The organism is Croceitalea vernalis (genome assembly GCF_031846405.1).
GTDB lineage: Bacteria > Bacteroidota > Bacteroidia > Flavobacteriales > Flavobacteriaceae > Croceitalea > Croceitalea vernalis.
Genome location: NZ_JAVRHU010000001.1, coordinates 337,296 through 362,412 on the forward strand (window position 1 = coordinate 337,296; position 25,117 = coordinate 362,412).

A 25,117-nucleotide genomic window follows, 5' to 3' on the forward strand; every position below is an offset into this window, starting at 1 on the left:
AAATAACATCTTTTATTAAGAGATTCAAAATAAAACGCATTCTTAGTTAAAGTTGGTTAAAAGCAAGAATGCGCATCAAATACCAGCCTATATTTGTATTGCAAGAGGGGTGGTTCCCTCTTAACTTTAAGTATTGGTTTTTCATAATTTAAAGTTTGGTTGGTTATTTAGGAAAAGCCCTGATGAGAACATCGGGGCTTTTTTTTGTACAATACTTTGGAATAACTTTTGTTTAATTAATTGTTAAACAGTTTGAGCTAAACGGCTTTTTAATAATTTTACATGAATACAATTGCTATGAAAAGATTGGTTGTTTTTATTTTTTGCTGCATAACGATTGCCGCTTCTGGGCAAAAAAATAATGCTTATAAGTCTGGTGAATGGCTAAAATTTAGAATTCATTATGGAGTTTTTAATGCCAGTTTTGCAACACTAAAACTAGAATCTGATAAATTAGATTCGATACCTGTTTTCCATGTCATCGGAAAAGGCAAAACTACTGGCTTAGCACGATTGTTCTTTAAAGTTGATGATACTTACGAAAGTTATTTTGGGCGTTATGATAACAAGCCCTATAAGTTTATTAGAAAGATAGACGAAGGTGGGTATACCAAGGATATGGAAATCAACTTTGATTATGATGAAAATAAAGCCCTACTAGTTGATAAAAAGAATAATAAGGAATTTGGTTTTGAAATTGACAATAAAGTGCAAGATTTATTATCGGGAGCATACCATCTAAGGAATAATTATGCTGTTGAAGATTTAGTTGAAGGTGAAAGTATCGTAATGGATATGCTCTATGATGACGATGGAGTTTATCAATTTAAATTAAAATTTTTGGGTAAAGAAATTGTAAAAACTAAATATGGTAAGGTTGAATGTTTAAAATTTAGACCTTATGTACAATCTGGGCGTGTCTTTAAAGAACAAGAAAGCTTAACTTTGTGGGTATCGAACGATTTAAATAAGATTCCCATTCGGATTAAGGCAGATTTAGCTGTTGGTTCAATCAAAGCCGATTTAGATGGTTATAACGGTCTTAAAAATCAGTTCAAAATAATTATGGATTGATCAATACTAATGAAGAAAGATGAGCTAATTGAGTCCCAAATCAACAAGCTTGAAGAAAAATTTAAAAACTCCGGTCAAGACTTAAGTTCTTATTTAGACGGATTACTTTATCAACGCTACCTAACTTATTGGGATTATATACATTTAGACACCTTACTAAGTCTTCAGGTCCCGCGTACGCATTTTCCTGATGAAGAAATCTTCATCATGTACCATCAAATCACAGAATTATACTTTAAATTAATTCTTCATGAAGAAAAACAAATTGTTGATGACAAATCACAAGATTTAGATTTCTTTATTTCAAAAGCAAATCGTATTAATAGTTACTTTCAAGCCTTGACTTCGTCTTTTAGTATCATGATAAATGGCATGGAACGAGAGCAATTTTTAAGATATAGGATGGCATTATTACCGGCAAGTGGTTTTCAATCAGCTCAATATAGAATGCTTGAAATCTATGCTACTCCAATGGAAAATTTGGTTCACCACACTGAAAGAGAAAAGTATTCTAATGAGGATTCTATTGATGAATTATATGAACATATTTATTGGAAGAAAGGAGCTACTGATAAAAAAACAGGTGAAAAAACACTAACCCTTAAACAATTCGAATATAGATATACACCCAGATTAATAAGAATTGCAAACCAGGTTAATGGCAGTACCATTTATGAAAAATATCTTAGTTTGCCCAAATCATACCAGGAAAACGCAACGTTAATCGAAGCGCTTAAAAATCTTGATATTAATGCAAATGTTAATTGGCCATTAATGCATATGGGTTCAGCATATCGTTATTTATCAAAGGATAAAGCGGCAGTTGATGCCACTGGGGGTACCAATTGGAAAAACTATTTGCCCCCAAGTTTTCAAAAAATAATATTTTTCCCAACTTTGTATACAGAAACTGAGCTGGATAATTGGGGAAAACAGTGGGTAGAGCACATTTTCAACCCAGAGAATAATGATTAAAAATATGCGAAAGTATTGGGGTATAATTTTGGCATTTATAGTACTTTCTTCTTGTAAAAAAGAAGAAAAAACTTCTTCGAAAAATTTGGTTCAAATAAAAGTTGAAAAACCAATTCCAAAGATTTATGGTTTCAACTTAGAAAAATTTGATGTGCTTCGCGACACTATAAAGAATGGAGACAGTTTTGGAAAACTAATGCTTCAGAATCACGTGGACTATCCTAAAATTGTAAAGATTGCAGAAGAATACAAAGATACCTTTGATGTTAAAAGAATTAAAGTTGGTAAACCTTATGTAATTCTTAAAGCAAAAGACACTACTGAAAAGGCTCAAATATTCATTTATGAAAATGATCGTATCAATTATACTGTTGTCGACTTAAGGGATTCCGTACAAGCCTATAAGAGTAAAAAGAAAGTAAAATATGTACAACGAGAGATTGCTGGCGTAATTAAAAATTCATTGTCGATTGATATGGACTCACTTGGCGTTGATTATAATGTCACTTTAAATTTGGCAGATATTTATGCTTGGACCATTGATTTTTTTAGGTTAGAAAAAGGTGATGAATTTAAAATCATTTATAATGAACGTTATATAAGTGATTCAATCTATGCTGGTGTTGAACCAATTAAAGCTGCTTTTTTTAAACACAAGGGGAAACCGATATATGCTTTTCCTTATGTGACAGATTCGTTAAAAAATATTACAGACTACTTTGATCAAGATGCAAATAATTTAAGAAGCACTTTTTTAAAAGCTCCTATTAAATTCAACTATCGATTATCTTCAAGATACAATCTCAGAAGACGCATTGCTTATTATGGTTACAAAGTACGACCGCACAAAGGCACGGACTATGCAGCAGCTATTGGCACACCTATAGTAGCCACCGCTGATGGAACTGTTACTGAGTCTAGAAGAAGGGGAGGCAATGGTAAGTATGTTAAAATAAAACATAACGGAACTTACAGCACTCAATATTTACACATGAAAGCTCAGAAGGTAAAAAAGGGAGAGTATGTCAGACAGGGTGATGTCATTGGTTGGGTTGGTATGACCGGCAACACAGGAGGGCCTCATGTTTGTTATCGTTTTTGGAAAAATGGCAAACAAGTTGACCCACTTAGAGAAAAACTACCGTCGGCAAAACCTATTGCTGATTCGTTAAAAACAGATTATTTAGCCTTCATCGAACCAATAAAATCACAATTGGATTGTATTGAATATGAAGAACCAATTAAAGAAGAAAATGAAAATCTTATAACACTCAACCAAGAGAATGGCACTAACCAAAATCAATCCTACAACGACTAAAGCTTGGTCCAAGCTTACTTCACATTTTGAACAAACCAAAAATCAAACTCTAAAAAATCTTTTTATATCTGACCCAAATAGAGCTGAAAAATTCACACTAAAATGGAAGGATTTTCTTGTTGATTTCTCAAAAAATAGAATTAATCAAGAGACTTTAGATTTATTATTACAGTTAGCAAAAGAACTAAAGCTAGAGGAATCAATTTCAGCTCAGTTTTCAGGTGAAATTATAAATGAAACTGAAGGTCGTTCTGTTTTGCATACTGCATTAAGGGCAAAGAAAAAAGATGTTATCGCTATTGAAGGTGAAAATATAGTACCTGAAGTTTATGCAGTTAAGGAGAAAATAAGAGCTTTTTCAGAAAGTATTATTTCTGGAACTAAAAAAGGATATACCGGTAAGAAATTTACTGATGTGGTAAATATAGGTATTGGTGGATCAGACCTGGGGCCAGCAATGGTTGTTGAAGCTCTTAAGTATTACAAAAATCACCTGAAATCTCATTTTGTTAGCAATGTTGACGGCGATCATACTCATGAAATTCTTAAAGAGTTAGATCCCGAGACTACCTTATTTGTAGTAGTATCAAAAACATTTACTACTCAAGAAACCCTAAGTAACGCTACCACAATTAAAAAATGGTTCTTAAATCATGCAAACCAAGAAGATATTGCTAAACACTTTGCCGCTGTATCTACCAATACCGAGAAAATTGCGGAATTTGGAATTTCTTCAGAAAATGTTTTCCCAATGTGGGATTGGGTTGGAGGGCGTTTTTCTCTTTGGAGCGCTGTTGGGCTTTCAATAGCATTGACAGTTGGTTACAAAAATTTTGATGATTTGCTTTCGGGTGCAAATGAAATGGATTTGCATTTTAAAGAAACTGAGTTGTCAGAAAATATTCCTGTCATACTAGCCTTACTAAGTATATGGTACAATAATTTTTATAAGGCTGAGACCGAAGCTATAATACCTTACACACAATATTTAAGTCGTTTTTCGGCCTATTTACAGCAAGGTATTATGGAAAGTAATGGGAAAAGCGTTGATAGAGCTGGTAACCGAATAAATTATGAATCAGGCACCATCATCTGGGGGGAACCAGGCACCAATTCACAACATGCCTTTTTTCAGCTAATTCACCAAGGAACAAAACTAATACCAGCAGACTTTATTGGGTATAAGAACTCCTTACATGGCGATGTAGATCATCATAATAAATTAATGGCCAATTTTTTTGCTCAAACTGAGGCATTAATGAATGGTAAAACTAAAGTGGAGGTTGAAGAAGAATTCAAATCAGCAGGTAAAACCCTATTTGATGTAAAACATCTTATTCCTTTTAAAGTATTTACAGGCAACAAACCAACGAACACTATCTTAATCGACAAACTAACACCTAGCTCTTTGGGCTCATTAATTGCTCTGTACGAACACAAAATATTTGTACAAGGTGTGGTTTGGAATATTTTTAGTTACGATCAATGGGGTGTAGAGCTAGGAAAACAGCTTGCCAAAAATGTGCTCAATGACATTCAAAATTCCGAAATCAGCAAACACGATTCTTCAACTTTAAGTCTTTTGCAATATTTTAAGAAATGATTGATGATTTCTTAATTTTCAACAATTTTTAGGCCACTCATTATCAATTATTTATAACAAGTTTTAATAATTTTAGTAGGTGTATTCTTAACATTTAGTTAACGTACCGAATTGTCTAAAACAAGACTTTTGCGCAGACAATTCAAACACTCTTAAAATGAAAAAATTCTACTTAATTGCTATTGCCTTATTGTTTTCGGCGGCAGCATTTTCACAAGGGGTTACTACGTCCGCTATTGGAGGTAAAGTAACCGACAACACAGGAGAGGCTTTACTTGGCGCAAGTATTGTCGCTGTCCACATTCCTACTGGTACTGCTTATGGTGCAGCTACTGATTTTGACGGTTTTTATCGTATTTCTGGTATGCGTACAGGTGGTCCATACAAAGTGACCATATCTTATGTTGGTTTTAATGATGATGTAAGAGAAGGTATTTTCTTAAACTTAGGTTCTACGAACCAGATTAATTCTCAAATGACTGAATCGGCAACTGCTTTAGATGAAGTTGTAATAACTGCCGTTTCAAATGGTGTTTTTGGATCAAACAAGACAGGTACTGAGACTAATATTTCTCAGCGTCAAGTTGCTACTACTCCTGCAGCTTCTCGTTCTATTGCCGATTTTGTTCGTTTGACTCCTCAAGCTCAATTAAGTGAGGGTGATGATGGATTCTCAATCTCTTTAGCTGGTCAAAACAACAGATACAACGCTATTTATATTGATGGTGCTGTAAATAACGACGTTTTTGGTTTAGCAGGTTCTGGTACTAATGGTGGGCAGACTGGTGTTAATCCATTATCAGTTGATGCAATTGAAACATTTCAAATAAACATTGCTCCTTTTGATGTTAGACAATCAGGTTTCTCTGGTGGTTCTATTAATGCTGTTACTCGTTCTGGTTCAAACAACTTTGAAGGTTCAGCATATTATTTCACCCGTAATGAAAGTTTAGTTGGTAAAACGCCAGGCGCACTTTTAAATGAAGGTGATGAAGCTGAAAAAGTTTCTGATTTTAGCGCCAACACTTATGGTGTACGTTTAGGTGGTCCACTTATTGAAGATAAATTATTCTTCTTTGTGAACTACGAACGTAATGAAACTGAAATTCCACAACCATTTATCTTTAGTAACTATACTGGTCGTTCATCTCAAGCAGATTTAGATGGCTTAAGTAGTTTCCTTCAAAATACTTACGGTTATAACCCTGGTATCTTTGATAACAACTCAAGAACATTGGAAAGCAACACTTTAGTGGCTAAATTAGACTGGAACATCAATGAAAATAATAACTTGTCTTTAAGACATAGTTATGTTGGTGCTGAAAACCTTGAAGCAAGAAGTTCTGGTAATAGAAATATTGGTTTTATTAATGGTTCTGAATTTTTTAATTCAACTACAAATTCAACTGCTTTAGAATTAAACTCTCGTTTCGGAAACAAGTTTAGTAACAACTTAATAGTAGGTTATACTTCTGTTAGAGATGATAGAGATCCTTCTGGTGATCCTTTCCCAACAGTAGATATTCAAGATGGTGACGGAACTATTTCTTTTGGTTCAGAACCGTTCTCTACCGCCAATTTATTAAACACTGATTATTTGACTATTACAAATAACTTTGAAATTTATGCTGGTCGTCATACAGTAACTCTAGGTGCTACAGCGGAATTTGCAACGGTTAAGAATTTATTCTTTGCTTTCAATTTTGGTGATTATACTTTTGAGGATCAATTTGATGATGATGGGAACCTACTTTCTTCAGGTTTAAACCAATTTTTAACAGGTCAAGTATCTGATGTTTATCAGCATGGCTATTCTTTAGTTGGTGATGGCACTGTTGGCGATGAATCAAATGGTTCTGCAGATTTTAAAACTTTTCAAGCTGGTTTCTACGTCCAAGATGACTTTCAAATGACTGATAATTTTAAGGTTAGTTTTGGTGCGCGTATTGATATTCCTAGCTGGGAAGATGGTACCGTGAATGACGACTTTAACACCACTACTATTCCATTATTAGAGGCTGCAGGTAAAGATTTACAGGGAGCTCAAGTTGGTCAAGGAGTTGGTACCGCTGTTTTCGCTCCAAGATTAGGTTTTAACTGGGATGTAAATGGTGAAAGAAATACACAGATTCGTGGTGGTTTAGGCGTATTTACCTCTAGATTACCTTTAGTATGGCCTGGTGGAACTTACAATAATAATGGTGTTACTGGCGGATTTACATTTGATGCTACTTTCTTTGGTCCTGATGCTGGTCAACTTTTTGAGCCAGACGTGAATAATCAATTTGAGTCAGTTACTCCAGGTTCTGGTGGTCTTGGTGGTAATATTGATTTAATCGCAGAAAATTTCAAATTGCCTCAGGTAATGAAATATAATATTGCTGTTGATCAAAAATTACCATTCTGGGGATTAATTGCTTCAGCTGATTTCTTATATACTGATGTTATGACTGATATCTACTATGAGAATTTAAATTTAGGTGATCCGATCGGGAACTATCAGGGTGCTGATGGAAGACCTTTCTATAATAGAGGTGATGAAATTGACGACACCTATGGTAGAATTATCTTGGCATCTAACACTGGTGGTGGTAATGCAACTAATGCAACATTTACGTTAAGAAAGCCTTTTGATGGTGGTTTTGCTGGATCTGTTTCTTATACGTATGGTGAGTCTAATAAAATCTTTGATGGAACTTCATCTCAGAATAGCTCACAGTGGAGAAATATTCAGTCTGTAAATGGTAAAAACTCTGACTTACCTGTAACGCGTTCAGATTTTGCCTTAGGTAACCGTATCGTTGCTGATGCATCTTACCAAATAAGTTGGAATGAGAATGTGAAAACTACAGTTGCTTTATTGTACCAAGGTTTCCAAGGCTCTCCATATAGTTTTACTTATAATGAAGGTAGAGATATTTTCAATGACGATTCTCGTGATAATGCCTTAATCTTTATTCCTGCAAGTGAAGGTCAAATTCAATTCTCTGGTGATGCTGCTGAACAAGCTGCTCAATGGGCACAATTAGACAACTTTATTAATAGCGTAGATCACTTACGCGAAAATAGAGGTGGTTATGCGGAGCGTAATGCTACTCGTGGACCATGGAGTCATATTGTTGATTTAAAACTTTTGCAAGACATCTCATTTGATATGGGTGGTAAAAAACACACATTACAATTAACTGCTGATGTTTTCAATTTTGGTAACCTATTGAATAACGATTGGGGTAAACTTAAGTTTGTACGTAGCAATGTTAGTCCATTGACAACGGTTTCAACAGGAGACATTCCTGTATTTAGTATTAATACGGGTGTTATGGATGACTTAGGAAATCCTGATTTTGAAGAATTTGATGATTCAGGTATTCAGTCTTCAAGATGGCAAGCACAATTAGGTGTTAGATACATCTTTAATTAAGTTTAGTATATAGTTTAGTTTAAAAACCTCTGCTCCGGCAGGGGTTTTTTTATGCGTAAAATTCTGTACATTTAGGCATCAAATTTTAATCATGGAAATTCTAAAAAGCCTTCACTCTTATTTTGCTTACATCGTTTTATTTATTTTGCTAGCCGCAACGCTCAATGCAATTACAGGGTGGTTAGGAAAAAAAGAATTTCGATTTGAAAAAGATTTAAGATTAAGTCTTTTTGCACTGATTTTATCGCATATTCAATTATTAATTGGTCTTATACTGTTCTTTGTATCGGCCAATGGATTAAAAGCTATTCAGACTTTAGGTATGGGTGGTTTAAATTCTGCTTCTAGATTGTTAGCAATTGAACATCCATTCATCAATATTATTGCATTGGCTTTAATCACCATAGGATGGTCTCGTCATAAGAAGAAACTAGATGATACTGCCAAGTTTAAAAGTATAGGTATTTTTTACGGTTTGGGTTTACTTCTAATTTTAAGCAGAATACCTTGGGGCCAATGGTTATAGTTTCCCCCAAAGCATAAAAAGGTAGGAGATAAATTCTCAACTACTCTTTAAATGAATACTAGAATTTAAAACTTTAAAATCTTCCCTTTTTAAGAGAGTTAGAAGAGGATTGGACTTCTTTTACCAAATACAGATATATCGGAAAATGATCTGCATAACCACCTTGGTAAGTCGTGCCTACATATGTTCTAAAAGGATACCCCTTATACTTTCCTTGAGAATTTTCTAAATACGATGGATTAAAAATACCAGCTTTCCAATAGGAATGATTTTGTCTATTCTTACTAATCAAATTTGGTGTTAAAACAAATTGGTCGAATAGGTTCCATTTATCACGATAAGCCAAAGAACCTACTCCTTTTTTAAATAGTCTTTCCATAGGATTAAAGAGTGAAGTGCTGTCTAATTTTTTAAGCTTTCCAATACTCTTTAATACCTTTTTAAAACTATCATCAACCGGGTCATCATTAAAATCTCCCATACTGATAATCTTAGCGCTACTATTTAATTTTTGAATGGAGTCAATAGTGCGCTTATTACGTTGAGCAGCTTTTATTCTATTGGGTTTACTCCTAGCCTCTCCACCACTCCTTGATGGCCAATGGTTTACAATAAAATAGAACTGTTCTTTATCTAATAATCCACCAACTACTAATTGATCTCGTGTGTAATCTCTCTTTCCTTCCGTATCAAAAAGTAAAACCCTTTGGCTCTTAAATGAAGTTGGCAGAAAAACTTCCTTTTTATACAATAATGCAACATCAATCCCTCTTTCATCAGGTGAATCAAAGTGTATAATTCCGTAATCTTTATCTAAAAGATTTTCATCATTAATCAAGTCTACAATGACTTTCTTATTTTCAACCTCACAAAGCCCAACTATATCCGGCGAAGAACCTGTGAGCCCATAACCAATTTGAGAAATAACTCTTGAGATATCATTAATTTTCTTTTGGTAACGTTTTTTAGTCCAACGATATCTTCCTTTTGAAGTTCTTTGGTCATCAAAAACCAAGGTGTCATTTTCAGTATCAAAAAGATTTTCAACATTATAAAAAGCTATGGTTCTCACCTTAAAAGTCTTTTCATTTTGACCAAAGCAATAGGATGAAAACAAAAAAAGTACTACCAACCCTAATCTCATAATTTCGAAAATAACTAAAATATTACTTTCCCGTAAAGATTAGTCTAGAGCGTGTTTAATTGACTGTTTCAAATTTTTTAGTTATTCACGCTGAGGTCCTTCCCTTAGTTTGAATGGGAGGTGATTTTTAGGATAATTAGAGGGAAAATCGGAGGGGTCAAACTAAAGAATTCTTCCAAATACCAATTATTTTATTCAATTTTATGTAACATTGAAGCATACACTAACCATGTTATGCGCTTTTTATCTTTGCTCATTCTCTTCTTTGGAGTGTGCTTTTGTGCAATTGCACAAAAGACGCCAAATATATCTGGACAGCTCCTATTTAAACAAACTAAAACACCTTTGCACAATGCTTTTATAAAAATTGAAGGAACTTCAATTTTATCAAAGACGAATGTTTCTGGTGATTTTGAAATCAGACCAAAGACTTTTGGCGAATTCATAATTCATATTTCCAAACCTGATTATAAATCTAAACGTTTACCTATTTCATATGATGGTCAGTCTATTAACCTTGGAATAATTTTACTTGAAAAAGATATCACTTTAGAAAAAAATGATAATCTCATTTCCCTTACAGATGGTGATCTTTCTGATGACAATGAATCTACTTCCGTTTCAGCTGGCTTATTACAGGCGACAAGAGATGTTTTTTTAAATCGTGCTGCTTTTGATTTTGGTCAAGCATTCTTTCGTGTTCGAGGTTATGATTCACAAAATGGACAAGTGCTTTTGAATGGAATAAAAATGAATAAATTTTATGATGGGCGACCTCAATGGAATAATTGGGGTGGTTTAAATGACGTCATCCGAAATCAAGAATTCTCGAATGGATTGGAAGCTTCCCCATATACCTTTGGAGGAGTTTTAGGGACTACTAATATCGACCTACGACCTTCTGGGTTAAGGCCAGGTTTACGTATTTCAAGTTTTATTTCAAACCGAACTTATACCGGTCGCTTAATGGCTACATATACTGCCCCCATGTCCTCTAAAAGAAAAGGTTATAGCTTTTCAGCATCACGCCGTTGGGCAAATGAAGGATATTTAGACGGTACTTTATATGATGCTTATTCTTTTTTTGGAGCTTTAGAATACCAAATAAATAAAAGGCAAAGCATCATTCTAACTTCAATTTTGGCAAAAAATAGAAGAGGACGTTCATCTGCTATAACTGAAGAAGTTTTTGAACTTGGCGGGAGGCAATATAATCCTTATTGGGGTGAACAAAACAATGCTATAAGAAATAGTAGGAATCGAGATATATTTGAACCTATATTCTTGCTCAATCATTTTTATCAAAGTGAAAATTTCACATTGACCTCTGGAATTGCCTACCAGTTCGGCGAAAATTCTAGAGCCAGATTAGGTTATTTTAATGCCCCTAATCCCGACCCTACCTATTACAGATATTTACCTAGTTTTTACATTAATAATTCGGTTGGTGCAGATTTTACTAATGCATCATTGGCAAGAGAGGGATTTCTTCAGAATCAACAATTAAATTGGTCTACACTTTATACTGCTAATACAAACTTTAAAAATAATGGTAGAGCTTCTTATATTTTATATGATGATACCGTTAAAGATTCTCAATTTTCATTTTCTAGTGTTGCCAATTTAAAAATTGAATCAAACATTCAATTAGATTTCGGAGTCAATTATAGCAATCTAAGTTCAAAGAATTTTGCAGTTATAAATGATTTACTTGGTGCTAATTTTCATGAAGACATTGACCCGTTTTCAGATACCCAAAACGATTTAGGTAGTGATTTAATTAAAATTAAAGGGGATATCTTCAATTATAATTATAATATTAAGGCTACTCGTTTCAATGCTTTTGGTCAAATTACGACCAATTTTGATAACTGGAATGCCTTTTTAGCGCTTTCCTCTTCAACTAATATTTATCAACGTGAAGGGTTGTTTCAAAATGAACGGTTTTTAGAGTCGTCATCAGGCACAAGTGAAGCTGTTAAGTTATTTAATTATGGATTGAAAGCCGGTTTCAATTATGGTATAACTGGACGCCATTGGTTAAAAGTAAATAGCACATATCGCTCAAGACCACCAGTATTGCAAAACGTATTTATCAACCCAAGAGAGAACAATGAAATAGTGCCAAACCTTCAAAGAGAGAATATTACATCTCTAGACTTTAGCTACATCATACGACTACCAAATTTAACAGGTAGACTGACCGGTTTTTATACTCGTTTTCAAAACACAACAGACATTAATTTCTTTTTCGTCGACGCTGGTGTAGGTTCTGATTTCGTTCAAGAAGTAATAACAGATTTAGACAAGTTACATATGGGGTTAGAACTTGGTTTAGAATATCAAGCTTCATCAAGCGTTAAGTTATCCGCAGTCGCCAATATTGGCAAATATTTATATGCAAGCAATCCGAATTTGACCATCAATTTTGATACGGCAGCTGCTGATGAAGACTTGATTAATCTTGAAGGAAATGTTGACTTAGGCATTGCCGATATCAAAGATTTAAGATTAGCACAAGGACCACAGCAAGCCCTTGCATTGGGTATCGAATATCGAGATCCAAAATATTGGTGGATTGGAGCTAGCACCAACTATTTAGCAAATAATTATGCCAATATTTCGACTATAACTAGAACACAAAGCTTTTTCCTAGATCCTGAAACTGGCCTAAGGTTTCCAGACGCGACACAAGAAAACGTTGCTAAACTCTTGAAGCAATCAAAACTAGATGATTTCTATTTATTAAATCTAGTGGGCGGTAAATCATGGCTAAAAAAAGGAACTTACATCAGTATTTTTGCGAGCATAAACAACGCTTTTGATACCATATTTAGAACTGGTGGTTATGAGCAAAGTAGAAACGGTAATTTTGGACAATTACAACAAGACAATCTTAGAAACGATCCTTCATTTGCACCCAAGTATTGGTATGGCTTTGGAAGAACCTATTTTTTAAACTTTGCGATTAGTTTTTAGCATCGCAAACGATATAGCTTTTCAGAATAGTTAGAAACCTTTCAAACTCCATTATAAACATCCAACTTTTAATTATATTAGAGGTTCAATCTGAATAAACATAACTGAACTAAATTCGGCAATTATGAAAAAACTTATCCTGTTCATCGCTTTAGGAGCTTTTATTGCAAGCTGCGGCGGTAAAAAAGATTCAAAAAAAGACGGTTTTGAAGTAAGCAGAACCAAAGAGGCTAAAGCAGTTGCCGAAAGTGAAGGCGTACCAGTTGACTTAGATAATAAAGGTGTCGGACCAATTAAAAGTGTAGACTTTTCTGCCGACGTTGATACCGAAATGGCAGCCCGTGGTGAAGCAAAATTTAATGCTATTTGTGTGGCTTGCCATATGGTTGACCAACGAATGATTGGCCCGGCTATGGAAGGTGTATATGATAGAAGAAGCCCAGAATGGGTAATGAATATGATTTTGAACCCTGATGGAATGTTGAAAGAAGACCCAATTGCAAAAGCACTTTTAAAAGAATATAACAATGCCATTATGCTTAATCAGAACTTAACAGAAGATGAAGCACGTGATGTGGCTGAGTATTTGAGAACATTATAAAATAGTTATAAATTCTTCAAAAATGCTGTTGTCCATAACTATTGGGTAACAGCATTTTTTGTAGTACTAAAATTCTAAACTGATGGTTAAAAAAGCACTATTTGTATCTTTTTGTTTACTGGCTTCAGCCTTTTTAAACGCCCAATCTTTAATTGGGGCTTGGGAAGCAACTGGTGATTTCGGAGGCAAGAATATACGCAGCGTTGTCATTTTCTCAAGCAATCACCAAGTCGGCACTTTTTATGATGCCGAATCTGGTGCATTTGTTGGTACTAATGGGGGAACATGGTCTTTAGAAGGCACTACCTTATCTGAAACGGTAGAATTTGACACTGAAAACCCCGAAAGGGTTGGAAGTACAAGTTCTTTTGAAATTGAACTTTCAACTGATGAGTTAAAAATTAAAGATGCTCCAATGGTTTGGAAACGCGTTGATAATGGTTCACCCGGCGCACTTGCTGGTGCATGGCTAATGTCCGGGCGTAAACGAGATGGTGAAATCCAATCAAGAGATACCAGCAGGCCAAGAAAAACAATGAAAATTCTTTCTGGAACACGTTTTCAATGGATTGCCTACAATACTGAAACCAAACAATTTATGGGAACCGGTGGAGGTAATTACACAACCATAGATGGTAAATACACTGAAAATATAGAGTTCTTTTCAAGAGATGACTCGCGTGTTGGAGCAAGTCTTGAATTTAATTTTGAACTAAAAGAAGGCGATTGGCACCACTCTGGTTTTAGTAGCAAAGGAGCACCACTATATGAGATTTGGAGTTTGCGAAAAGAATAAACCAAACGGTAAGAATACAAAATGATTAGACTAATTATAGTACCCCTACTCTTTGTAATATCAACACTTCAATCACAAACAATGGATGTTCCCTATCACCAAATTCCTGATTATCCTGAAGACTATACCACAGGCAATGTTGTTGCTAGAATGATTGATGGTTTAGGATATCGCTTTTATTGGGCTACAGAAGGTTTAACAACATCTGATTTGACTTATAAGCCTTCAGAAAATGGTCGTACAATGCTAGAAACGTTGCAGCATATCTATGGCATGTCTGAAATGATTTTAGAATCGCCAAAAGGTGAACCAAGTATTCGCCCAAAAGATTTTTCAAATTATTCTTTTGAAGAATTACGTACGAAAACCTTACATAATCTTCATGCAGCAAGTAACCTAGTTAAAGGTAAAACTGCAGATGAGGTTTCAAGTTTTAAAGTGACTTTTCAACGTGGAGAAAAGCAAACGGACTTCCCCTATTGGAATATGCTAAACGGAATGCTATCCGATTGTATTTACCACACAGGTCAATTAGTAGTTTTGCGGCGTTCTAATGGCAATCCACAAAACCCAAAAGTAAATGTGTTTTTAGGAAAGACTCAAGAATAAAAAACTGTAACAATTTTGTTTTTTACTGGTCTTTCTAAAAATAGATTGCTTAAAACTATTTGATGAAAATCTCAAAAAAAGGAGAGTACTACGGAAAACAAGAAAAGGTTTTAGCACAGAATGGATTCTTACTTTCTGAATATGATTACTTAGATTCTGGTACTCCTTGGCATTTTCATGAGAACCCCTATTTTATGTTTGTACTCAATGGAGATATGCTAGATATTAATAAAAAATCTACTACACTTTGCCCAGCAGGTAGTCTTGTCTTTCATAATTGGCAAGATCAACATTTAAACACAAGAGAATCAGATTTAGCTCGAGGATTTCATATTGAACTAGATAGAGAATGGTATAAAAATAAGCAGTTAGATTTTAATCTATGGGAGGGAAGTAGACTAATTAAAAACCCTAAACTCTATCACGTACTTGCAAAGTTGTATTATGAATTTAAAAATAACGATGCATATTCTCCATTGGCGATAGAGCTCTTACTTTTGAAATTATGTGAAGGGATAGAGAAAGAAAATCTTGTTAAAACCAAACATGAACCATTGTGGGTTAAAGACTTAAGGGAGTTACTTAATGAAAACGATGAGTCTTTATCCTTAACTGGCTTGTCTAAAGAACTAGGTGTTCATCCAGTGCATTTATCAAGGAGCATTCCTAAATATTTAACAACAAATCTTGGTGGTTATTTAAGACAGCAGAAACTTAAAAAAGCAATTCCATACATTTTAAATAAAAAATATTCTTTAACCGAAGTGGCCTATCTTTCTGGATTTGCTGATCAAAGTCATTTTACTCGCACTTTTAAAAAAACTTTTTTTATGACGCCTAAAGGTTTTCGCTCTAAATTATAGTGATGTTAATTTGATTCTATTTAATAAATGAATCATCAAATACATTTGATAAAAATATAAAGTATGAAGACTTCTTTTAAAATAATTATCGCCAGTTTGTTTTTTGTTCAATGCTTATCAGCTCAGCTAGATTTTTCATCGCCAAATACTGAACAACCTGCATTACTAAAAGAGATGAGTTCAAAAGTTGAAAATGGTGACTATGAAAACATTACAAGTATATTGATTGCCCAAAATGGTGAGCTCATTTTTGAAAAATATTATAATGGTAATAATGAAAGTTCACTTCATAACACAAGGTCTGCAACCAAAACCATGGCTACTTTTTTAACTGGCATTGCAAAAGATCAAGGTCTTATATCCGAGACCGACAAGATATTCAATTATTTAGCCCATAAAAATCAAGTTAAAAATCCAGATTCTAGAAAAGACAATATCATTATTGAAGATTTGCTTACAATGAGTTGTATGCTTGAAACTGATGATAGTAATTACTTTTCGAGAGGGCATGAAGAACGAATGTATTTTATTGAAGATTGGACACAGTTTTTAATTGACCTACCTATACGTTCTTATCCGTTTAACCCAAAACCGGCAGAACAACCTTATGGGAGGTTTTTTCATTATTCATCTGCCCAAGCTTCTGCAATGTCAGAAATATTGCAGACAGCCATTAATGAGCCTCTTCATAAATTTGCTAAAAAACATCTTTTTAACCCACTAGAAATTTCGGAATACAAATTAGATTTTACACCAACTGGTTATTTAAACACTGCTGGTGGAAGTAATTATAGAAGTCAAGACTTACTTAAATTCATTCAGCTTTGTTTAAATGATGGGGTATGGAACGGAAAACAATTAATTTCAAAAGAATGGATCAAACTGGCTACAAGCCCAAAAGCCAATGCACGCTCAGGAGTTGATTATGGTTATTTTTTATGGCTAGAAGCTTTTGGTAAAGATAAAAAGCATAATTCCTTTTATATGTCTGGCAACGGTGGAAATAGAATGCATGCTTTTAAAGACCTTAATGCAACTATAGTTGTGACAACTACAAACTATGGTAATAGAAACGCACATAGCTATATCGATGAAATACTTAACGAGTATATTGTTCCTGTTTTATCATCTATGAAAGATTAACTCTGTAACAAAACTATCATTTTTACTACCCATAAATAAAACAGAAGATTATGGGGTACGCGGGTCAACCAATGAAAGTTGTTAAAGCCAATAGAGCTTTACTCAAGAAAAAAAGAAATTTTAGAGATATCCGAAAAGACTATATCGGTCATGCAGGTGAAACTCAGCTTCAATTCAAAGAACTTACTGAATTTGAAAAAAAGAAGATTAGAGATAAGATTATTGCTCAAGCAAAAAGAGATAAGTTAATTGAGTTAAGAGCATCCATTATCTCGGTATTGATACTAGCAATTCTAGTCTTTATAATCTACCGTATGTTTTAATGGCTACACCAAATTTTAAAGACCCCAGACCTTAAACGGATTGGTCTCATCTTGGGTCTTTTTTCTTACCTTATCAGTTACAACCTTGTACGTTGGATCTTCAAGAACATTTACTTCTATAATATCTTGAGCGTTGGTAAGTAAACGAATACAATCTTTACTTAAGTGTCTTATATGAACATTTTTACCTGCCTTAGAATAGCGTTCTGTTAGCTTGTTTAAAGCTTCAATACCCGACATATCGGCAACACGACTTTCTTGAAAATCGATTATGACCTCTTCCGGATCATTTTGAACATCAAACTTTTCGGCAAACAAAGTAGTAGATCCAAAGAAAAGCGGCCCATAAATTTCATAATGTTTGATGCCATCATCATCAACATACTTTCTTGCCCGAATACGTTTGGCATTTTCCCATGAATATGCCAAGGCAGAAATAATAACTCCTAACAAAACTGCTACAGCAAGGTTATGCGTAATTGCAGTAATTAAAGTGACTAATATCATTACAATAACATCAGAATTTGGCATTTTTCTGAAGGTTTTAAAACTAGCCCATTCAAATGTGCCAATAGCAACCATGAACATTAAACCTACCAAGGCAGCCATAGGAAGTTGCTCAATTAAACTGCTACCAAACATTATAAAAACTAATAACATTACAGCAGCTGTAATCCCTGATAGTCTAGCTCTAGCCCCAGAAGAAGTATTTATCAAACTTTGGCCAATCATAGCACAACCACCCATACCCGATAAAAATCCTGATAAAATATTTGCAGTTCCCTGAGCCACACATTCTTTATTACTACGACCTCTAGTTTCGGTAATTTCATCAATGATATTCAAGGTCAGAAGGCTTTCTATTAAACCTACCCCTGCCACAATACCTGCATAAGGAATTATAATCATAAAAGTTTGCCATGTAAATGGTATTTGAGGAATGGATAATGGTGGAAAACCACCTTTAATACTTTCACCCTCGCGCATGGTATCAGCAACTGTTAGGGTATCAATACCAAAACCAATTACAATGGCTGAAACCACCACAATTGCTAATAATGATGAAGGTATCGCTTTAGTTAATTTAGGAAAACCCCAAATAATCAACATTGTCAACAAAGTCAAGCCTAGCATTATATACAATGAAGAACCCGATAATAACTCTTCCGTACCCTTTTGATAAAAGTTAGGAAACTGTGCCATAAATATGATGATGGCCAAGCCATTCACAAAACCAAACATTACGGGGTGAGGTACTAAACGAATAAATTTTCCAAGGCGTAACAGCCCTGCTAAAATTTGTAAGACCCCTGCTATAATAACTGTAGCAAAAACATAATTCAAAATGGTAGTCGGCTCAATGCCAGGAAAAGTATTTTTTAATTCTAAAATTAATCCAACAAAAATCACAGCCACAGCACCAGTAGCACCAGAAATCATGCCCGGACGACCACCCAAAATTGAGGTTACTAAAGCCAAAATAAACGCGGCGTAAAGACCCGTTAAAGGTGAAAAACCTGGAATTAATGCAAAAGCAATTGCCTCAGGTACTAAAGCTAATGCAACCGTTAATCCTGATAAAATTTCAGTTTTATAATCTACCTTTTGCTTAAAGTCAAAGAGATTCAGGTATTTGCGCATATCAGTCTATTTGAAGCCGGCAAAATTAACCCATTATTTTAAAGTATAACTTTAAAGTGAATTATTTTACTAATACTAACAACTAATTACTGATTTCGGACTTTTTCAGCTGTTAATTTGCCCAATAATCAACTACAAATACTTTCTCTACGTGAGGCCCTAAACTGGCAACAAACTCTTGATGCTTAGGATGAGGAGTGTAAATACTATCTCTGTCTTCTTCCGATTTAAAAGTCAATAAATAACAATGGGTAAAGCCCTGGTGAAATTCTTCTGGGCTATCGTTAAGACCCCATTCAAAATCTTGAATAACCGAAATATGATTTGGGAGCTCTGCAAAGCTTTTGTTTAATTTTTCAACTTGCTCAGTACTTGTGCTATCATTAAACTTAAAAATTACCACATGTCTTAATAATTTATCCTCTTTCATTTCTTCTGATTTTACTTCTTTTTCAACGGCAACTTTCTCTTTTGTATCCATACATGAAATAAGTAATATGACACTCAACACTGCTCCTAATAATTTTTTCATTCCTCTATTTTTATATTTAATAATCATTTATATATGCGATGGTATTTTAAATTAAACCTCCAGTACTGCCGCCCTCAATTTTAATAGCCGCTCCATTCGTTGCAGAAGCCAAAGGACTACAATAATATACGGTGGTTGATGCAACCTCATCTACACTTGCAAAACGTTGTAAAAGTGATGACGTTCTAACATCTTTAAAAAAATCTGCTTCTATAGCTGCTTTGGTTTTCCCCGATTTGACAGCTTCATCCTCTAAAAACTGCTCCGCTCCTTCTGATAATGTAGAGCCAGGAATAATGGAGTTGATAGTAACGCCACTAGACTTAGTTAATTGAGCTAAACCTTTTGCAACGCTCAACATAGCAGTTTTTGTCATACTATATGCCAACATATCTGGTGGCACTAATTCTGCACATTCGCTCGAAACAAATAAAATTCGTCCCCAATTTTGTTTTAGCATATTTGGCAAGAAATATCTTGATAAACGAACACCACTCATGACATTAATTTCATACTGTTCTTGCCAATCACTATCATCCATTTCAAAAAAAGACGCAGATTTATAAATGCCCACGTTATTCACTAATATGTCTAAATCCGGTAAGTCTTCACAAAGCGATTTTACTTCTTCTATATTTGAGAAATCAGCTGCAAAGCCAGAAATATCAGCATTACTATTTATCTTTCTTAGTTTGTTTAAAGCTACTTCAACTGATTGTTCTGATCGCCCGTTGATAATAACTTTAGCTCCTTCATTTAAAAGACCTTTTGCTATTGCAAAACCTATTCCTGCAGTTGAGCCTGAAATGAATGCTGTTTTGTTCTTGAGTTTTAAATCCATATTAACTTGCTAAACCTAGTGGGCTAAATAAAGCCCATAAAACCAATACAAAAACTATAAGCAATACCGTTAAGGTTGCATCTTTAGACCACTTCATCTGGCTATTACTAGATCGCTGAAAAGTAACTAATGCTAACTCTTCAGCTGGTAAAGGCTTTCCAAATCTGCTTACTATTGCCAGTATAACAGCACATAATAGAAAGAGAAACAAGGCAAAGTGAAGAAAATTAATTTCTAAAAAATAAAACAATAAGGACCCATCATTTACAGTAAGTGATCCTTCATTAGCCATGAACTCAGTAACTAAACGCATAATTCCAATAATAAAACCTGACCATAGTGCAACTATGGCGCCTTTAGCATTTATCCATTTATAAAAAAGCCCAAATAAAAATACAGCTGCAATTGGTGGTGAAATATAGGCTTGAACACTTTGGAGATAATGGAAAATACCACCACCCATTAAGCTTCGCATAAAAGGAATCCAACCTAAACTCACAATAACTAAGATAATGGTGGCAATCTGGCCAAATCGCACAAGGCTTTTATCTGTAGCTTTTGGTCTATATTGTTTATAAAAATCAATCGTTAATAAGGTTGAGCTTGAATTAAATGCTGATGATAATGAACTCATTAGAGCCGCTAACAATCCAGCTATGGCGAGTCCTTTTAATCCTATTGGTAGAAAACTATTAATCATTGCTGGCAAAGCTTGATCCGCATTGTCAAGAACAAAATTAATTTCGCCCTTCTGCAATAAAGCATACGCTATGACCCCCGGAATAAAAAAGATGAATACCGGCAACAATTTTAGATACCCTGCAAAGAGTGCACCTTTACGTGCATTTGAAACATCTTTTGCAGAAAGTGTTCTTTGAACGATATATTGGTCTGTACACCAATACCAAACGCCTAAAATTGGAGCTCCAAAGAGCATTCCTGTCCAAGGATATTCAGTATCTGACATTGGCCTCCAGAGATTAAAGAAACGTTCAGCAGGCGGATTACCTGGAGTTTGAGCTGCAACCTCAAGTGTATTCATTAAACCGTCCCAACCACCTAGTTGATAAATTCCAAATACGGTAACAGCGACGGTCCCTACTAATAAAATTACTGCTTGCACCATATCGGTGTAAATAACTGCTTTTAGACCCCCAAGGACCGTATAAAAACCTGTAGCTATAACTGTAATTATTGCCCCAGTCCAAAATGGTACTCCAATGGTCTCAAAAACTAAAGCTCCAGCGAATATTATAAGTGATATTTTTGTAATAACATAAGCCAAAATAGAAACCACCGAAAGGTAATTTCGACAGGCCTTTGAGTATCTTTTCTCTAAAAATTCTGGCATGGTATACACCCCTGTTCTTAAATAGAAAGGAACGAAAACCCATCCCAACAGAATTAAAACTAATGAGGCTATTATTTCAAAATTGGCCATCGGCATATTAGCTCTAGCTCCTGCACCAGAAACCCCTAAAATGATCTCTGAGCCAATGTTAGAAGCGAATAAGGATGCCCCCACAACCAACCAACCTTGGTTTTTTCCTGCAAGAAAATAATCTGCAGCACTTCCTTCTTTATTTCCTTTTGAAGCCCATTGGGCTATCCATAAAATTATTGCAAAATAAAATAGGATAATACCTATATCCCAAAGGCTCATTGTGGTTGTCATAAAAGTCTTTTTTGGTTAAGAATTGGTAAACTACCAATTTTTCAAACCTAATAATTTTTCACCCAGATCAGTCAGTTTTGCTGTGTCATATTTATCACGTTCCCAATTTCTTGGGTCGCCTGGGAAAGCGTAACCTTCAGGGGCTACCCTGTTTTTCCAAGAAGTAACTCTCCAATCTCTGAGTTGTTGATTATCTTCTTCAGCAGGCATCATAGAAATATACTGTGCTATACGCACTTTATCTCCAGATTTATTTGGTCGAATACCATGTGGTTCTGTACTATTAAATATCAATAAATCACCAGCGTTCATTTTTACTTTTACAATCTTATCTTCTAAACCATCTAAACTGGGTTGGAACCGATCTCTATCTTCAGGCTGTGTGAGTTTCCAGGTATCATAATTTCTATATAACCATGGTATGCATTGAAAACCACCCATATGTTCATCTGTTTGGTCAGCTATAGCCAAAACTCCTTGAACGTTTTGAGGTCTAGTTTCAGGATCATAGTCCCAATGTATAAATCCCTTTTTATTTTCTCCCGGGCGTTGTGGAAAATTTAAGTTCGCTCGATCAATAGTAACCCATAATTTTTCAGTTCCCCAAACATCAACAAAAGCATCATAAACTCTTTGCATTTGTCTATTATTCCACAAATGTTGGTTATTATAAACTTCCACCATTCCTGTTCCGGTTAATTCTTTCATTTGCATTTCCGCTCTAGGTGGGGCATACCAAGTATTAGAATCATTGGGGTCTTTCTCATCAAACTCCCACAAAAAATCTGCAGTAGCTTGTGCCTGTTCCTTAGGGACGGCGTTTTTTATAACGATATATCCGTTATGTTTCCAGAACTCCCAATCTTCTTCAGATAAGACTCTTAATGGTTGTTTATTAGACCTATCATTCAATTTTATTTTACTACTCGTAGCCGTTGACGGATTACCAGGGATTTCTTCATGTGCCTTATTGGCCATTTCTAATTTTACGTCATTCTTCATAGTCGTGAATTTTAATTTATTGAGTCAAAAGTAGCCTAGCCTACATATCATATCAACTCTAATATTGATATAAATTTGAATTATATTGATATTTTAATTTGATATTGCATGTTTTAATGTAAATTCTGTGTAATTTATCTCAATAAAAGACTAATAACATTCTAATGAAAATTCAATTAGAAACCATTTCTCCCTATACAAAAAGTCCCTTTAGACTTTTACATGATCCTAAATTGAATCATCTATTTTATTGGCATTTTCATCCTGAATTAGAATTAGTCTATATTGAAGGAGCTAGCGCCAAAAGGCATGTTGGAAATCATATTTCTGAGTATCAAGGAAGCGATTTAGTGCTTATTGGTGCTAACATTCCGCATTTAAATTTTGACCATGGCGTAACTACAGATTATAGAAAAGAAGTTTTACATTTTAAAACAAGTTTTAGAAATAACATATTAGATAGTTTACCTGAATTACAACAAATTGATAGGCTTTTGGATTTATCTAAATACGGAATCGCCTTTTCTGGAAAAACTAAAGAAGAAGCTGGTGAACTTATGAAACAGTTGCACTTACTGGAACCCTTTGACTATTTTATGTGCATTATGCAACTTTTAAGGCTATTGGCAAAAAGTAATGAATTTAAACTCTTACATAAAACACCCTTTATAAACAAGTATAGTAGTAAAGAGCAAAAACGAATTAGAAAGATTTATGCTTTTATTGATGAGCGATATCAAACAAAAATTTCAGTAGATGAAGTGGCTGCTCTGTGCAATTTGACAAAACCTGCTTTCTGTAGATATTATAAAAAAGCCACCGGCAATACTTTTATTGAATTTTTAAATCAATATAGAATCAGTCAGGCAAAGCGATTATTATTAAAAGGTAAAAATGTTAGTGAAGCTTGTTATGAATGCGGTTTTGAAAGCCTATCCTATTTCAATCGCAGTTTCAAAAAGGTAACTGGACAGAATCCTTCAGAATTTAAAAATACATATAGCTCAAAAAAGAACCGCCCTGAGTAAAATACTACAGGGCGATTCCTAACTAAATAACCAACCAAAAAACTTTTATAATAGTCGTAGACTATTTGTATTCCTTACATTTTACGCTGACGCGTGACGTTCATTTTTTTGTTAGAGCTTTTCACTCTCTTTTTATCAACCTTACCGTTAGCTTCTTTAGTTTTTAAATACTGCACAAAGCCTCGACCTCCAAACTCATAAATTGTTTCACTAGCAACGTGATACAGTTCTATAGTTCCATCATCAATAACGTATAGTTCAAAGTAATCATTGCCCATAAAGTCATAATCGAGTGTTAAAGTTTTGAGCGTTTCATCGTTTGTGTCAAATACTTCGTACTTACCTTCATAGTCCCATTGTAGGCTTGATAAAGGGGTGCCTGTTCTATCAATAGAAGACCTAAAAACCCCTCCATTATCAGAGAAAAATTGCAAATAGTTTTCATCATCAAACTCATTTATTGCACCCACTTCACTGGTAAAGGTTTTCTCCCAAGCATCGTATTCTTGAATGAAGTATGTAATGTTTTCATAGAAAACACGATCATAATCAAAATTGCTTCGTCTATAACCATTTAAAAAGTACGAGGTTCTAGATCTAGAATCACGCAATTCAATAGTATTATTGTTTACCGCATAAACCTCTAAGGCCCATAAGCCGTCTATGTCGTGGTCTATTTCAACAACTCCGCTCAAAGTAGCATAAGAACCAACATCAATACCTAAGCCCCCTCCAGTTTTTCCAATTCCAACAATGTTATTATTCGCCAATAACACTCCATTATCAAATGATACTGTAAAAGCTCTTTGTAAAAATGGCACCTCACCATTACCCTCTGTAGCATTTATGTCTACATACCATAAATCATAAGATTGTAACACTTGATCAGTATTAAATGCAGACTCTACAATAAAGTCGTCTTCAATAAATACCTCGGTATAGCATGAAGTTGCTAATAAGGTTATTCCAAATAATCCGAATAGTAATTTTTTTGATTTCATATCTCGTGGTTTTATGGTTCAT

The 25,117-nt window shown here is 34.5% G+C and carries 21 protein-coding genes; 14 read left to right on the forward strand and 7 right to left on the reverse strand.

Features of this window, described 5'->3' with window-relative positions; all coding sequences use genetic code 11:
• Positions 1–297: 297 nt before the first annotated feature.
• The 6 genes from RM520_RS01465 to RM520_RS01490 all read left to right on the forward strand — a co-directional run bounded on the left by RM520_RS01465 (position 298) and on the right by RM520_RS01490 (position 8,917).
• Entirely contained in the window at positions 298–1,074 is a 777-nt protein-coding gene (locus RM520_RS01465) for a DUF3108 domain-containing protein (RefSeq protein WP_311387381.1), read from the forward strand.
• A 9-nt stretch (positions 1,075–1,083) separates the two neighbouring features.
• Positions 1,084–2,049 (forward strand): tryptophan 2,3-dioxygenase family protein, encoded by a 966-nt coding sequence (locus RM520_RS01470; RefSeq protein ID WP_311386722.1) that lies wholly within the window; start codon positions 1,084–1,086, stop codon positions 2,047–2,049.
• 4 nt (positions 2,050–2,053) lie between these two features.
• A complete protein-coding gene (locus tag RM520_RS01475; RefSeq protein ID WP_311387382.1) occupies positions 2,054–3,367 on the forward strand; it encodes a peptidoglycan DD-metalloendopeptidase family protein in 1,314 nt (437 codons plus the stop codon).
• Complete coding sequence (pgi, locus tag RM520_RS01480; RefSeq protein WP_311386724.1) at positions 3,333–4,970, forward strand: glucose-6-phosphate isomerase; 1,638 nt, start codon at positions 3,333–3,335, stop codon at positions 4,968–4,970. The genes RM520_RS01475 and pgi overlap by 35 nt, the downstream gene beginning before the upstream one ends.
• A 157-nt stretch (positions 4,971–5,127) precedes the next feature.
• The gene (locus RM520_RS01485) at positions 5,128–8,391 is read left to right on the forward strand and encodes a TonB-dependent receptor (protein WP_311386725.1); all 3,264 of its coding nucleotides are present in this window, start codon (positions 5,128–5,130) and stop codon (positions 8,389–8,391) included.
• Positions 8,392–8,482: 91 nt separating this feature from the next.
• The gene (locus RM520_RS01490) at positions 8,483–8,917 is read left to right on the forward strand and encodes a hypothetical protein (RefSeq protein WP_311386726.1); all 435 of its coding nucleotides are present in this window, start codon (positions 8,483–8,485) and stop codon (positions 8,915–8,917) included.
• A gap of 73 nt (positions 8,918–8,990) precedes the next feature.
• On the opposite strand, the gene RM520_RS01495 is transcribed toward RM520_RS01490, so the two are convergent.
• Positions 8,991–10,061, reverse strand: a complete 1,071-nt coding sequence (locus RM520_RS01495; protein ID WP_311383940.1) for an endonuclease/exonuclease/phosphatase family protein — start codon at positions 10,059–10,061, stop codon at positions 8,991–8,993.
• Positions 10,062–10,295: 234 nt separating this feature from the next.
• Here RM520_RS01495 and RM520_RS01500 point away from each other — a divergent pair, with 234 nt between their 5' ends.
• From RM520_RS01500 to RM520_RS01530, 7 genes are all read left to right on the forward strand, one after another.
• Positions 10,296–13,040, forward strand: coding sequence for a carboxypeptidase-like regulatory domain-containing protein (locus RM520_RS01500; protein WP_311386727.1), 2,745 nt, complete (start codon positions 10,296–10,298; stop codon positions 13,038–13,040).
• Positions 13,041–13,164: 124 nt separating this feature from the next.
• The gene (locus RM520_RS01505) at positions 13,165–13,641 is read left to right on the forward strand and encodes a c-type cytochrome (protein ID WP_311383942.1); all 477 of its coding nucleotides are present in this window, start codon (positions 13,165–13,167) and stop codon (positions 13,639–13,641) included.
• Between the two features lie 82 nt (positions 13,642–13,723).
• Positions 13,724–14,437 (forward strand): DUF4488 domain-containing protein, encoded by a 714-nt coding sequence (locus RM520_RS01510; protein WP_311383943.1) that lies wholly within the window; start codon positions 13,724–13,726, stop codon positions 14,435–14,437.
• 21 nt (positions 14,438–14,458) lie between these two features.
• Positions 14,459–15,046, forward strand: coding sequence for a DinB family protein (locus RM520_RS01515; protein ID WP_311386728.1), 588 nt, complete (start codon positions 14,459–14,461; stop codon positions 15,044–15,046).
• A 62-nt stretch (positions 15,047–15,108) separates the two neighbouring features.
• Complete coding sequence (locus RM520_RS01520; RefSeq protein ID WP_311386729.1) at positions 15,109–15,909, forward strand: AraC family transcriptional regulator; 801 nt, start codon at positions 15,109–15,111, stop codon at positions 15,907–15,909.
• Between the two features lie 63 nt (positions 15,910–15,972).
• Positions 15,973–17,052 carry a serine hydrolase domain-containing protein gene (locus RM520_RS01525; RefSeq protein ID WP_311386730.1) on the forward strand — a complete coding sequence of 360 codons (1,080 nt, stop codon included), beginning with the start codon at positions 15,973–15,975 and terminating at the stop codon, positions 17,050–17,052.
• A gap of 50 nt (positions 17,053–17,102) precedes the next feature.
• Complete coding sequence (locus tag RM520_RS01530) at positions 17,103–17,375, forward strand: hypothetical protein (RefSeq protein WP_311386731.1); 273 nt, start codon at positions 17,103–17,105, stop codon at positions 17,373–17,375.
• Positions 17,376–17,390: 15 nt separating this feature from the next.
• Here RM520_RS01530 and RM520_RS01535 read toward each other — a convergent pair whose 3' ends face one another.
• The 5 genes from RM520_RS01535 to RM520_RS01555 form a co-directional block, all read right to left on the reverse strand.
• Positions 17,391–19,016, reverse strand: coding sequence for a SulP family inorganic anion transporter (locus tag RM520_RS01535; RefSeq protein ID WP_311383946.1), 1,626 nt, complete (start codon positions 19,014–19,016; stop codon positions 17,391–17,393).
• Positions 19,017–19,128: 112 nt separating this feature from the next.
• Positions 19,129–19,548, reverse strand: coding sequence for a Dabb family protein (locus tag RM520_RS01540; RefSeq protein ID WP_311386732.1), 420 nt, complete (start codon positions 19,546–19,548; stop codon positions 19,129–19,131).
• 46 nt (positions 19,549–19,594) lie between these two features.
• Entirely contained in the window at positions 19,595–20,389 is a 795-nt protein-coding gene (locus RM520_RS01545; protein WP_311386734.1) for an SDR family NAD(P)-dependent oxidoreductase, read from the reverse strand.
• A gap of 1 nt (position 20,390) precedes the next feature.
• The gene (locus RM520_RS01550) at positions 20,391–22,064 is read right to left on the reverse strand and encodes a sodium:solute symporter (protein ID WP_311386735.1); all 1,674 of its coding nucleotides are present in this window, start codon (positions 22,062–22,064) and stop codon (positions 20,391–20,393) included.
• Positions 22,065–22,094: 30 nt separating this feature from the next.
• Positions 22,095–23,066 (reverse strand): phytanoyl-CoA dioxygenase family protein, encoded by a 972-nt coding sequence (locus tag RM520_RS01555; RefSeq protein ID WP_311386736.1) that lies wholly within the window; start codon positions 23,064–23,066, stop codon positions 22,095–22,097.
• Between the two features lie 164 nt (positions 23,067–23,230).
• Between RM520_RS01555 and RM520_RS01560 the strand changes: the two genes are divergently transcribed.
• Positions 23,231–24,094 (forward strand): AraC family transcriptional regulator, encoded by an 864-nt coding sequence (locus RM520_RS01560; RefSeq protein ID WP_311386737.1) that lies wholly within the window; start codon positions 23,231–23,233, stop codon positions 24,092–24,094.
• A 74-nt stretch (positions 24,095–24,168) separates the two neighbouring features.
• Here the strand turns inward: RM520_RS01560 and RM520_RS01565 are convergent, their stop codons facing one another.
• A complete protein-coding gene (locus RM520_RS01565; RefSeq protein WP_311386738.1) occupies positions 24,169–25,095 on the reverse strand; it encodes a nicotinic acid mononucleotide adenyltransferase in 927 nt (308 codons plus the stop codon).
• Between the last annotated feature and the right edge of the window lie 22 nt (positions 25,096–25,117).